At 69.5% G+C, this 12102-nt stretch carries 11 protein-coding genes; 2 read left to right on the top strand and 9 right to left on the bottom strand.

Annotated elements, in window-relative coordinates:
- Positions 1-28 precede the first annotated feature (28 nt).
- Positions 29-871 carry an alpha/beta hydrolase family esterase gene (locus PGN37_RS08545; RefSeq protein ID WP_335330603.1) on the bottom strand — a complete coding sequence of 281 codons (843 nt, stop codon included), beginning with the start codon at positions 869-871 and terminating at the stop codon, positions 29-31.
- Between the two features lie 94 nt (positions 872-965).
- Between PGN37_RS08545 and PGN37_RS08540 the strand changes: the two genes are divergently transcribed.
- Positions 966-1613, top strand: coding sequence for an NAD(P)H-binding protein (locus PGN37_RS08540; RefSeq protein WP_335330602.1), 648 nt, complete (start codon positions 966-968; stop codon positions 1611-1613).
- A 77-nt stretch (positions 1614-1690) separates the two neighbouring features.
- Here PGN37_RS08540 and PGN37_RS08535 read toward each other — a convergent pair whose 3' ends face one another.
- From PGN37_RS08535 to PGN37_RS08510, 6 genes are read right to left on the bottom strand one after another with little or no spacing between them, the layout of a single operon-like run.
- The gene (locus PGN37_RS08535; protein ID WP_335330601.1) at positions 1691-2137 is read right to left on the bottom strand and encodes a type II toxin-antitoxin system Rv0910 family toxin; all 447 of its coding nucleotides are present in this window, start codon (positions 2135-2137) and stop codon (positions 1691-1693) included.
- 7 nt (positions 2138-2144) lie between these two features.
- A complete protein-coding gene (locus PGN37_RS08530) occupies positions 2145-2432 on the bottom strand; it encodes an antitoxin (protein WP_335330600.1) in 288 nt (95 codons plus the stop codon).
- A gap of 10 nt (positions 2433-2442) precedes the next feature.
- Positions 2443-4824, bottom strand: coding sequence for an HAD-IC family P-type ATPase (locus PGN37_RS08525; RefSeq protein ID WP_335330599.1), 2382 nt, complete (start codon positions 4822-4824; stop codon positions 2443-2445).
- Positions 4821-6410: a serine hydrolase gene (locus PGN37_RS08520; protein WP_335330598.1), complete on the bottom strand. Its 1590-nt coding sequence runs from the start codon at positions 6408-6410 to the stop codon at positions 4821-4823. Before PGN37_RS08520 ends, PGN37_RS08525 begins: the two co-directional genes overlap by 4 nt.
- 28 nt (positions 6411-6438) lie before the next feature.
- On the bottom strand, positions 6439-7545 hold the full coding sequence (locus PGN37_RS08515; RefSeq protein ID WP_335330597.1) for an MBL fold metallo-hydrolase: 1107 nt from the start codon (positions 7543-7545) through the stop codon (positions 6439-6441).
- Positions 7545-8279 (bottom strand): enoyl-CoA hydratase, encoded by a 735-nt coding sequence (locus PGN37_RS08510; RefSeq protein ID WP_335330596.1) that lies wholly within the window; start codon positions 8277-8279, stop codon positions 7545-7547. Before PGN37_RS08510 ends, PGN37_RS08515 begins: the two co-directional genes overlap by 1 nt.
- Before the next feature lie 25 nt (positions 8280-8304).
- Here PGN37_RS08510 and PGN37_RS08505 point away from each other — a divergent pair, with 25 nt between their 5' ends.
- Positions 8305-9774 carry a carboxyl transferase domain-containing protein gene (locus tag PGN37_RS08505; RefSeq protein ID WP_335330595.1) on the top strand — a complete coding sequence of 490 codons (1470 nt, stop codon included), beginning with the start codon at positions 8305-8307 and terminating at the stop codon, positions 9772-9774.
- Positions 9775-9841: 67 nt separating this feature from the next.
- Here the strand turns inward: PGN37_RS08505 and PGN37_RS08500 are convergent, their stop codons facing one another.
- Both PGN37_RS08500 and PGN37_RS08495 read right to left on the bottom strand, forming a co-directional pair.
- On the bottom strand, positions 9842-10099 hold the full coding sequence (locus tag PGN37_RS08500) for a hypothetical protein (RefSeq protein ID WP_335330594.1): 258 nt from the start codon (positions 10097-10099) through the stop codon (positions 9842-9844).
- Position 10100: 1 nt separating this feature from the next.
- The gene (locus tag PGN37_RS08495; RefSeq protein ID WP_335330593.1) at positions 10101-12095 is read right to left on the bottom strand and encodes a YhgE/Pip domain-containing protein; all 1995 of its coding nucleotides are present in this window, start codon (positions 12093-12095) and stop codon (positions 10101-10103) included.
- Positions 12096-12102 lie beyond the last annotated feature (7 nt).

Here is a 12102-nt window from a genome sequence, read left to right as displayed (position 1 = left end):
CCAGCTTGCGCCGTGTCAGCGCCTGAACTCAGCGTCCGTGGGCGGCGAAGAAATCTGCGCCGGCCTGACTGGCGTCGAACCCGAATCCGGTCGGCCAGACGTGCCCGCCGCCGCCGATGATCACGAACTCGACCGCGGTGCCGTCGGCGCAGCCCGTCGCCGACGAGCGGCCCGGCGAATCCACCGGCGGCGGGCACTGATCGATGGCGCGCCAGCGGTTCACCAGTTCGGGCGCCGACACGATCACGCTCGGCCCACCCCGCCCGACCATCGGACCGCCACCGAACGGGACCACCGGATCGGCGTCGCCGTGCACGGCGAGTACGGACACCGGGCGTGACGGCGCGCACGGAACCGTCGCGCCGAGCGTCCCGGACACCGACACCACGGCCGCGACCAGGTCGGCGCGGTCGCAGGCCAGCCGCTGCGCCATGAAGCCGCCGGCCGACATGCCCGTGACGAACACCCGGCCCGGGTTGACCCCGTACTCGCCGGTGAGCTGCGTGATCAGCGCGGACAGGAAACCCACGTCGTCGACACCCTGCCGCTCGGGGACGGACCCGCCGCGACCGTCGGCCCAGCTCATGTCGACCCCGTCGGGGTAGGCGACGACGAACCCATAGCGGTCTGCGACGGCGTCGTAGCTGGTCCCCACCTCCTGGTCACGGCCGGTCTGCCCCGCGCCGTGCAGGTTGATGACCAGGCCGGTGACGGCACCGGGCGGTACGTGGACCGAGTAGGTGCGCTGCAGTCCACCGACCTGGAGCAACCCGGTGGCCGGCCCCGGTTGGGCAGCGGCAGGTACGGCCAAGGCGACGGTGCCCAGCACGGTGGCCAGTGCGGTCAGGAATCGGGCGGCGCTGCGATGCACGGGCGCCAGTATTGGCCCGACTGTTTCGGCCGAAACCAGCCGGGGCACGGTGGTAGACACGGCACCAGTGTCCCCGACCGAGGAGGAATCGACGATGCAGGTTGTCATCGCAGGTGGTCACGGCAAGATCGCACTGATCACCGAACGGCTGCTCGCCGCACGCGGGGATGCGGCCGTGGCGCTGATCCGCAACCCCGACCACGCAGCCGATGTGGAGGCTGCCGGCGCGCGAGCGGTCGTGATCGACCTCGAGAGTGCCACCGCCGACGAACTCGCCGCTCACCTGACCGGGTCGGACGCGGTGGTGTTCGCCGCCGGCGCGGGTCCGGGGAGTGGCGCGGCCCGCAAGCAGACAGTCGACCGGGATGCCGCGATTCTGTTGGCCGACGCTGCCGAAGAGGCGGGCGTGCAGCGCTACGTGATGATCTCTGCGATGGGCGCCGACGTGGACACTCCCGACGACGCCGCCGACGAGGTCTTCGTCGCCTACCTGCGGGCCAAAGGCGCCGCTGACGACGAGATCCGTTCTCGCACAGGTCTTTCGACGATTATCGTGCGTCCCGGTCAACTCACCGACGACGAGCCCACCGGCCGGGTGACCGTCGCCGAGAAGACAGGGCGCGGGAAGATCTCCCGGGCTGATGTCGCGGCGGTCATCGTCGCGGTCCTCGACGATCCCCGGACCACAGGTCGCACGTTCGAGCTGATCACCGGCGACACCCCGATCCCCGAGGCGCTCTAGTTTTCTCCGCGAGCAGACGCGAACTCAGGCTTTCTGATGTGTTTCCGCACGAGTTCGCGTCTGCTCGCCGGAAGAAATCAGGACGGGGCGAACACGGCCTTGAAGCGGTTCAGTGACTCCTGGATGTCGCTCTGCAGCGCACTCGCGACGACCATGCCGATCGGACCGAACAGCGCGGGGCCGCCCAGGTGCACGTCGAATTTCACGTTGGAGCCGTCAGGGGTATCGGAGGAAGGTGTGACCTTGCCCATCAACTTCACCTTGACCCCACCGCGCCCGACGCCGTTGAGCGTCATCGCCTCCGGCGGCTTGAAGTGCACGACAGTCCACTTGATGCGGTTGAGCATGCCCTTGACCTCGACGATGGAATCGAGCGTCGTGCCCTTGTCGATGGTGTCGGGCAGCGGCGAGCGCCACACCCGGTGAATGGACAACCAGTCCTTGTAGCGGGACAGATCCGACGCGCTCTCCCAAGCCTTTTCGGGCGGTAGGGGCACGTCGACGGCAACCGAGAGCTTGGCCATCGGCGGGTTACGACACCGGGGGCGCCGTCGGCGGCTCCTGCTGCGGCGGAACCGGCGGCTTGGCGGGGGTGCCGGTCTGACCCGGCTGACCGGTCTGACCGGTTTGGCCGGGCTGGCCCGGCTGGCCGGTCTGATCGTTCACGGCCTTCCTGGCGGCCTCCTGCACCTTGTCGACCGTGGACGCGTACTTGCCCTGCGTCTTCTTGTCGACGAGGTCACCGGCCTTGTCGATCACGGTGTCCACTTTGTCGGCGTTCTTGGAGAGAAGATCTTTCGCCTTGTCCAGAAATCCCATGCGCCCGACTTTACCGTTCTGGCGAGCGCCACAGCCTGCGGGTTTCGCCCAGGACCCTGCCCTGCACCCACCAGATCACCTCCACGGCGGCCGCCCCGACCAGCCCGATCACCAGCGCCGTCGAGCTGGTCGCCAAGTTCGTCGGATCGAGCAGGAACACCTTCCAGGCCAGCGGAAGACTGAAGATCAGCACGTAGGCCAGCGCGGACACGGCGACCAACGCGACGCGCCACCACTCGTAGGGCCGGGCGATCACAGCCAGCACCCACAGCGCCGACACCAGCAGGGTGATCAGCGCCGCTGTCGAGGCCTGCGTCTGCTCGACCGCGCTGGCGGCCCTGCCCTGGTAGGCCAACAGGTAGGACACGAACGTCGCGACCCCGACCACCAGCCCCGACGGCAGCGCCGCGGTCATCACGCGGCGCACGAAGCCCGGGTGCGCTCGCTCGGCATTGGGCGCCAACGACAGGATGAACGCCGGCACCCCGATCGTGAACCAGGCGGCGATCGTGACGTGGATCGGCTGGAACGGGAACAGCAGTGGATCGGTGCCGAAGACCTTGGCCGACAGACCTGCGAGCCCGACGAGCACCGCGAGCAACACCGAATAGACGGTCTTGGTCAGGAACAGGTTGGAGACCCGCTCGATATTGCCGATCACCCGCCTGCCCTCCCCCACCACGAAGGGCAAGGTCGCGAACTTGTTGTCCAGCAACACGATCTGGGCCACCGCACGGGACGCCGAACTTCCCGACCCCATCGCGACGCCGATGTCGGCGTCCTTGAGTGCCAGCACGTCGTTGACGCCGTCGCCCGTCATCGCGACGTTGTGTCCGCGTGACTGCAGGGCGTGCACCATGGCGCGCTTCTGGTCGGGGCGCACCCGGCCGAACGTCGTGCACTCCTCCAGCGTGTCGGCCAGACGGTCCGGTTCGGCTGGCAGGCGGCGCGCGTCCATCGTCTCGCCCGCCAGACCGAGGGAGGCAGCCACCGCACCCACCGACACCGCGTTGTCTCCCGAGATGACCTTGACCGAGACCCGTTGAGAGGCAAAGTAGTCGAGGGTGTCGCGCGCGTCGCGGCGCACCCGCTGCTCCAGCACGACCAGCGCGGCCGGGGTCACCGAGCCCGGCGCCTGCGGATCGTCGACCGGCAGATCACTGGACCCCAAGAGCAAAACGCGCAAGCCCTGCGCACCGATCTGCTCGGCCTGCGCCGCGGCCGACGACGACGGGTCGAGCAGCACATCCGGAGCGCCGATCACCCAGTTGCCGTGCTCGCCGTAGGACGCGCCGCTCCACTTCGTGGCCGATTTGAACGGTGCGGTGGCGGTGGCCGTCCAGCCCGGCGGCATCCGGTACGCCTCGGCGATGGCGGCCATGCTGGCGTTGGGCCTGTCGTCGTCGGCGGCGAGCTGGGCCAGCACCTCGGTGACGGCCGCGGTGCCGTCCAGTGGCTCGACCTCGCTGACCCGCATCCCGTTCTCGGTGAGCGTGCCGGTCTTGTCCGCGCACACCACGTCGACCCGCGCCAGACCTTCGATGGCGGGCAACTCGTTGACCAGACACTGGCGCCGGCCCAACCGCACCACTCCGACAGCGAACGCGATCGAGGTCATCAACACCAGGCCCTCGGGCACCATCGGCACCAGCGCGCCGACCATGCGCAGCACGGATTCCTGCCAGCCCGCATCGGTGGTGAACAGCTGGGTGTAGATGATCAGCGCCCCGGCGGGCACCAGCAGGTAGGTGATGAACTGCAGAATCTTGTTGATGCCGCTGCGCAGTTCGGATTTCACCAGCGTGAACTTGCTGGCCTCCTCGGCGAGCTTGGCGGCGTACGCCTCCCGGCCGACCTTGGTGGCGCGATAGACGCCGCTGCCCGCCACCACGAAGCTGCCCGACATCACGTGATCACCCGGGTGTTTGGCGATCGCATCGGCTTCGCCGGTCAACAGCGATTCGTCGATCTCCAGGTTCGCCGCCTCGACGACGTCACCGTCGACGATGATCTGGTCACCGGGTCCGAGCTCGATCAGATCGTCCAGCACCACCTCACTGGGCTGACGCGCCGCAGTACCGGAAAGCCTGCGCACCATGGGTTTTGCCTGGCCGACGATCGCGAGCTTGTCCAGGGTGCGCTTGGCGCGCAGTTCCTGGATGATGCCGATCCCGCTGTTGGCGATGATGAGCAGACCGAAGGCCCCGTTGATCACCGACCCCGTGGACAGCACGATGATCAGCAGCACACCGAGAATGGCGTTGATACGGGTGAACACGTTGCCGCGCACGATCTCCGACACGCTGCGCGCGGCACGGGTCGGGACGTCGTTGGTCTTGCCCTCGGCGATGCGCTGGTCGACGTCGGCGTCGGACAGGCCCGCAGCGGTCACCGGGTGAACACTCCCTTGCCCTCGGCGTTGTAGTAGTCGAGCGTCAGACGCGGGCCGTCGAACGTCGCCGCAGCCACCGTCCCAGGCGGCGCATTCTCGGTGATGAAGTCGTAGGCGAACGTGTTGCCGTCCCAATGCCGCAGCGGCACATCCAGATTCGCCCCGATTCGCAGTCTCAGCGTGCCGTTGACCTCGGTGACGGTGGCCGGGCCCCAGAAGTCGTTGCGGTAGGTGCCGAGGTATCCGGCCAGCGGCGCCGGCGGCGCGGGGTCAGCGGGTGGCTGCTTACCGGAGAGAGACCCGGTCGGAGCGTCGATCTGCTCGAACGCCTTCGCGTACAGGCTGCGCCAGTCCTGCCGGATCTCACCGAACTGCACCAGATCGGCGAACTCCGCGGTCAGCGTCTCCGGTATGCCGGTCGGGGTGGCGTTGGTGAGCGCGACGATCGCCACGTCGGCCGACGGCAGGATCAGGATGTTCGTCCCGGCGCCCAACTCGAAGGCACCCGAGTGGCTGAGTTCGGTGCGCGCCGCCGACGTCGTGCCGACGTTGAAGCCGAACCCGTAGAACCCGGTTCGCATCGCCGGCTCCGAGGCCGGGCTGGACACCGACTGCGGAGTCAGCGCGGGCAGCAGCGCCGCCGGGTCGATCACCTGCCGGCCCTCATAGGTCCCGTTGCCGAGCACCATCGCCAGCCAGTGCGTCATGTCCGTCACCGAGGCGCTGGCCCCGCCGGCGGGCGCCTGGGCGTCGGCGTCGCGAACGAACTGCGGCCGGTAGGTGTTGTCGATGCGGATGTGGCCGATCGCGCGGTCGGGGCGGCGCGCGTAATCCGCGAAGCGGAAGCTGGCCGTCGTCATACCCAGCGGACGGAACAGCACGTCGGACGCGAGATCCTCCCACGGTTTGGTCGCCGCGGCGGCCGTTGCCTCGGCGCCGGTGGTGAATCCGAAGTTCGTGTAGGCGTAGGAGATCCGGAACGGGTCGAGCGGATAGTCGCGCAACTTCTCCAGGACCTGCCTGCGGTCGTAGCCGAGATCCTCGAGCAGGTCGCCGGCGTGATCGGGCAGCCCGGAGCGGTGCGACATCATGTCCCCGATCGAGACCATCGGCGTGACAGCAGGATCGGCGAGTGCGAACCACGGCAGCTTCGACACGATCGGGGTGTTCCAGTCGACCGTCTTCGCGCCGACCTCGTGCGCAACCACCGTGGCCGACAACGATTTCGACACCGAGGCGAGCTGGAACACGGTGTCGGGCCCGACGGCGTTGTCGGCGCCGTCGGGTCTGCTCAGATCCTTCTTGCCGAACCCCTTGGCGTACACGGTCTTTCCTCCGTGCACCACGGCCACGGCCATCCCGGGAATGCCCGACGATGTCATCAGCTCCTCGGCGAGCCCGTCGAGCTTGGCCACGGCACCCTCGACCGCGCCCTCGGGCAGCGGCATCGCCGGTACCAGCGGCGGCGGCGTGTCGGCGTTCTGGCTCGGTGGCGCCGCCGTCGTCGTCGGGTTCGGTGAGGGTCCGGCCCCGCAACCGGCGGCCAGCACGGACAACACGGCGAGCACGGCCACCCCAGGTTTCATGCCCGAAACGGTAACCCGCGGCGCGTCGTTACAGCCGCCACCACGGGTCGAACGTCGAATCGCCGTCCACCCGGCCACCGGGGATCGGGACCGCGATCCGGACGCCTTCGGCGTCGGCGGCCACCACGAGACGCTCGGCCGGCTCGGCCCACGGGTGCGGCGCCAGCCGGAACGTCGCCCAGTGAATCGGCATCATCAGCCCGCCCTCGGTCATGTCCAGGTGGGCACGCACCGCGTCCTCGGGGTTCATGTGGATGTCCGAGAACGCCGGGTGGTAGGCGCCGATCGGCAACAGCGTCAGGTCGAACGGCCCGAACTCGGCGCCGATCTCGGCGAAACTCTTCGTGTATCCGGTGTCGCCTCCGAAGAACGCCCGGTGCCGAGGCCCCATCACCACCCACGACGCCCACAGCGTGGTGTCACGGGTGAAGAGCCGGCCGGAGAAGTGCCGGGCCGGGGTGCAGACCAGCGTCAGATCGCCGATGCGGTGGGACTCATGCCAGTCGAGCTCGACGATGCGGCTCTCCGGGATGCCCCACTTGCGCAGGTGCGCGCCGATACCCAGCGGCACCAGGAACGGCGCGCGCTGGCTGTGGGTGAGCGCGATGACGGTGTCGATGTCCAGATGGTCGTAGTGATCGTGGCTGATGATGATCGCGTCGACCGCGGGCAACGCCTCGATCAGCAGCGGGATCTCGTGCATGCGCTCCGGTCCAACCGCACGCGAGGGCGAGCACCGGCGGCTCCACACCGGATCGGCCAGCACGCGGTAGCCGTCGACCTCGATCAGCGAGCTGGAATGGCCGTACCAGCTGGCCGCGGCGGTCTTGGCCTCCGGATGCACCTTCGGCGGATCGGCGACGGGAATGGGCCCCGGCGGTTTACCCGAGGACCCGGCGTTGGCCAGATCACGCAGGAGGGTGCGCCGCGCTTCCCGGTCCACCGTCATGCCCGACGGCGGCTCGAGGTTGACGAACTTGCCGTCGCGGTACTGCGGCGAGCGCCGCGCCACCGGGGCGATCTCCGCGGGCGTGGCGCCCAGCGACGCCGAGGTGCCCTGCAGTGCCCGCAGCACCCAGCCTGCTCCCAGGAGGGAGGCCGTCCCGAACCCGAACCGCAGCGCCGCGGAGAACATCAGGCGCCCGTGAACTTCGGTGCGCGCTTCTCGATGCGGGCCACCTGCGCCTCGATGATGTCCTGGCTCTTCCACGCCCGGTCGAACAGCTCCTGGTGCGCGGGCCACGGATCCTCGTAGGCGCCGTCGTCGTTGAGCACCCGCTTGGCATGCTGCAGGGCCAGCGGCGCGTACCCGCCGATCTCCTGGGCCCAGGCCTGGGCGTCGGCCAGCGTGCCGATCCGGTTGGCCATCCCGGACTGCAACGCCGCCTCCGACGTCAGCCGCTCGGCGGCCAGCAGCATGCCGCGCGCTCGGCCCGCGCCCACGAGCGAGGTCAGCCGCCGGATGCTCCAGTTGTCCAGCGCGATGCCGTACCTGGCGACCGGGAACTGGAAGTACGCCTCAGGCGCCACCACCCGCAGATCGCAGATCATCGACAGGATGACCCCGGCCCCGATGGCCGGGCCGTTGACCGCGGCGATCACCGGTACCGGCGCCTTGTCGATCGCGAGGTTGAGCGCCCTGGCCTTGTCGGGCAGCTCGTCGGCGACGCCCTGGCCGCCGGACAGATCGGCGCCCGAGCTGAACACGTGCCCGGCGCCGGTGAGCACGATCGCGCGGACGTCCTCGGTGCCGGCTTTCTCGATCGCCTCGCGCAGACCGTCGACGAGTTGGGAGCTCAGAGCATTGCGCCGCTCCGGACGCTGCATCTCGAGAGTCAGCACGTGGCCGTCACGGGTGGCTTCAATCATGGGCCCAGCCTATTAGCCTCGAGCTGTGAGCCGGATCCGCGCCCTCGAGCTGCGCGACGCCGTCCTCGACGAGGAATCGTTCGTGAGCTGGGATTCCGCACCACTTCAGGTGCCGATGTCGGAGTCCTATCGCCGCGATATGGCCGCTGCCTCCGCCGCGAGCGGACTCGACGAGTCGGTGCTCACCGGGGAGGGCCGGGTGTTCGGCCGCCGGGTCGCGCTGGTCGTGTGCGAGTTCGACTTCCTCGCCGGATCCATCGGAGTGGCCGCCGCGGAACGCATCGTCGCTGCCGTGCACCGGGCCACCGCCGAGCGGCTGCCGCTGCTGGCTTCACCCAGTTCCGGGGGGACCCGCATGCAGGAGGGCACGGTGGCCTTCCTGCAGATGGTGAAGATCACCGCGGCCGTCCAGCAGCACAAGCAGGCGCACCTGCCGTATCTGGTGTACCTGCGACATCCCACGACGGGTGGGGTGTTCGCGTCGTGGGGTTCGCTGGGTCACGTCACCGCCGCCGAACCGGGCGCACTGATCGGATTCCTCGGCCCGCGCGTCTACGAGCACCTCTACGGCGAACCGTTCCCGGCCGGGGTGCAGACGGCGGAGAACCTCCGGCGTCACGGCGTCGTCGACGCCGTCGTGCCGCTCGACGTCCTGCGCGCGACGATCCACCGCACGCTGACCGTGGTGTCCGATCCGCCCGGCACCGCGCCGGCCGCTCCTGCCGCCGAACCGCTGCCCGACGTGCCCGCCTGGGAGTCAGTCGAGATCTCGCGGCGACCGGACCGGCCCGGAGTGGGCGCTCTGCTGCGCCACGGCTCGACCGAAAGGGTCCTGCTGTCCGGCACGGGACAGGGCGAGGCCGCGACGACCGTGCTCGCGCTCGCCCGGTTCGGCGGGCAACCCGCCGTCGTACTGGGCCAGGAACACGTCAAGGGCGTAGTCGGCCCCGCCGCGCTGCGCGAAGCCCGCCGCGGCATGGCGCTGGCCGCCGGCTTGCAGCTGCCGCTTGTCCTGGTGATCGACACGGCGGGCCCGGCGCTGTCGGTCGAGGCGGAGGAAGACGGTCTGGCCGGTGAGATCGCGCGCTGCCTGGCCGATCTCGTCATGCTCGACACCCCGACGGTGTCGGTCCTGCTGGGGCAGGGCAGCGGCGGCCCGGCGCTGGCGATGGTCCCGGCCGACCGGGTGATCGCCGCGCTGCACGGCTGGCTGGCACCGCTGCCGCCGGAGGGCGCCAGCGCGATCGTCTACCGCGACGTCGGGCACGCCCCCGAACTGGCTGCAGCACAGGGCATTCGATCCGCCGACCTGCTGCGCAGCGGCATCGTCGACGTGGTCGTGCCCGAGCATCCCGACGCCGCCGACGAACCCCGGGCCTTCATCAGCCGGCTGTCGGACACCATCGCCGCGGAGCTGCACGCCCTGGGGCAGGGACCCGACGAGCAACGCCTGGCCGCGCGCATCGAACGGTATCGCCGCATCGGCCTGCCCTGACAAGCGCCGAAACTGTATTCCACGCGGCGATATCGTCGAAAAGTCCACGTGGAATACAGTTTCGGCGTCAGGAGAGCCAGGTGGTCGCACCGATCGCGGCCTGGACTGCCAGCCCACCCAGCGCGAGCCACGCCGCCTGCCGCGCCCTGGCGACACGCCAGATCACCAGTCCCAGGGTCAGCATCAGCAGCACGAACCCGCCGTAGCGCAGCACGGGGCCATCACCGTGGGAAAGGAACAAGGCTGCGCGCCAACAGAATCCCTGCAGGAGCAGCAGCACCACGGCACCGGCGAAATCCCCGAGCCGTCGATCGTCGCGGCTCACCTCAGACCTCGATCGGCGGGTGCAGCCGCTCCATGGTGTATTGCCTATTGCGTCTCGCCGCCCAGGAGCTGGCGGCCAGCGAGGCCAACAGGACCGCCGAGAGCACCGCAATTGCCGTCCACAACCGGGCATCCACGCCGCCGACGATCAGCTGACGCAAACCGTTGACCGCGTATGTCATCGGATCGAAGGGGTGCAGGATCTGGAAGGGCTTCGCGGTGGTCTCGACCGGATAGATGCCGCCGGCGGAGACCAGCTGCAGCATCAGGAAGGCCAGCGTCGCGACGCGTCCGACGGCGACCCCGAGCACCGCGTTGAACGCCTGGATCAGCGCGAGGAAGGCACCGGCGACCAGCGCGAGGAACGCGACCGTCGCCAACGCGTAGGTGGCATGCAAACCGACGCCGACATGGACGACGACGTACATCACCACCACCTGGCTGACCACGACGAGAAGCCCCGGCCAGTAGGACGCCAGCACCACACGCAGTGCACCCAGCCCGTTCACGATGGGTCGAGACTGCAACGGCGTCAACAACATCCACACGATCATCGCCCCGATGAACAGCGCCAGAGGCAGGAAGAACGGCGCGAATCCGGTCCCGAACGTCGCCGCCGGGTGGGTGTTACGCAGATCGAGTTCCGTCGGCGCGGCCAGCGTGCGCGCGACCTCGGTGCGCTGCTGCGGGTTCCACGACGGGATCTGCTCCGCGCCCTGACGCAGACGGGTGGCCAGCTCCTGCCCACCGGTGCGCAGCTGCGTGGTGCCGTCGGCGAGTTGATGCGCCCCCGCGGACAATTGATTACCACCGGCCGACAGTTGACCGAGGCCCGCAGTGAGACGCTGCGCGCCGGAATCGAGTTGATGGACCCCGTCACGCAGCTGCGCGACATCGGAGCGCAGACCGCCGTTGAGGGCGCGGGTCAGGAATGTCCGCAGCCGGCTGTTCGGGTCGCCGAGTTCGCCCTCCAGCGTGGCAGCGCTGTCGCGCAGCCGGACCAGACCGTCGTCGGTGGTGGGATCGATACCCCGGGCGCGCAGCAGGCGCTGCGCACCAGCGAGCGCCTGCCCGGCGTCACGCACCGCGGGATCAGGATTGTTCTGCAGGAAGCCGACGGCCTGGTCGACGATCGCGGCCGCCTGGGCGCTGCTGACGTTGAGCGCGGCGATCCTGTCGGTCGTCGACCGGACCGCGCCGGACAGATGCTGCGCGGCGCCGGCGACCTCGTCAGGATTCAGGCCCAGCCCGCCCACCCGGTCGAGCACGTCGAGCAGCGGTGCAGTCGCCGTGTCGACGGCCCCGCTCAGACGTCGGGTGCCCGCGGCCAGCTGCGCCGATCCCGCCTGCGCGGTGCGCAGGCCCGAGGTCAACGTGTCCGCGCCACCGGCGAGCCGGTGCGCGCCGTCGTCGGCGGTGACCAGGCCACCGGCGAGTTGCTCGGCGCCGCCGGCCGCCTGATCCAGGCCCGTGCCCGCCTGGGCCAACCCGTTGACGACGGTGCCGATACCGCGCTCGCCGATTTTCGCGTTGACCTGGTTGAGGATCTCCCGCGAGGCGTTCTGCCCGATGACCGTGCCGAGGTAGTTGTTGGCGTCGTTGAAGGTGAACTGCAGCGGGGCCTGCGCCGGACGCGGACCGGACGGAGAGGCGACCAACTCGGAGAAGTTCTCCGGCAACGTGATCGAGAAGTAGAAGCGGCCGTCGGCCACGCCGTCAGCGGCCTCCTGCGCGGAGACCTCGGTCAGATCCAGCTGACCCGAATCGAGCAGGGCCCGGGCCACCTCGTCACCCGCCCGCACCTGTGTGCCCTGCACCTGTGCACCACGGTCGGCGTTGACCAGAGCCACGGGCACCTTGCCGACCTCGGCGAACGGATTCCAGAACGCCCACAGGTACATCGCGCCGTAGAGAAGTGGCAGCAGGATGATCGTGACGAGCGCGATCCGCGGCATCAGCCCGTGCGAATACCGCTTCAGATCCGTGCCCAAGGACATCCCGGCC

It is taken from the genome of Mycobacterium kyogaense (assembly GCF_036946525.1).
Classification (GTDB): Bacteria; Actinomycetota; Actinomycetes; order Mycobacteriales; family Mycobacteriaceae; genus Mycobacterium; species Mycobacterium kyogaense_A.
This window is presented reverse-complemented; position numbering and strand designations above follow the sequence as displayed.

Excerpts from the sequence above, each read along its gene's own strand:
- PGN37_RS08510 (WP_335330596.1), bottom strand. The coding sequence starts at position 8,279 with ATGATTGAAGCCACCCGTGACGGCCACGTGCTGACTCTCGAGATGCAG.
- PGN37_RS08520 (WP_335330598.1), bottom strand. The coding sequence starts at position 6,410 with ATGAAACCTGGGGTGGCCGTGCTCGCCGTGTTGTCCGTGCTGGCCGCC.
- PGN37_RS08515 (WP_335330597.1), bottom strand. The coding sequence starts at position 7,545 with ATGTTCTCCGCGGCGCTGCGGTTCGGGTTCGGGACGGCCTCCCTCCTG.
- PGN37_RS08495 (WP_335330593.1), bottom strand. The coding sequence starts at position 12,095 with ATGTCCTTGGGCACGGATCTGAAGCGGTATTCGCACGGGCTGATGCCG.
- PGN37_RS08540 (WP_335330602.1), top strand. The coding sequence starts at position 966 with ATGCAGGTTGTCATCGCAGGTGGTCACGGCAAGATCGCACTGATCACC.
- PGN37_RS08530 (WP_335330600.1), bottom strand. The coding sequence starts at position 2,432 with ATGGGATTTCTGGACAAGGCGAAAGATCTTCTCTCCAAGAACGCCGAC.
- PGN37_RS08535 (WP_335330601.1), bottom strand. The coding sequence starts at position 2,137 with ATGGCCAAGCTCTCGGTTGCCGTCGACGTGCCCCTACCGCCCGAAAAG.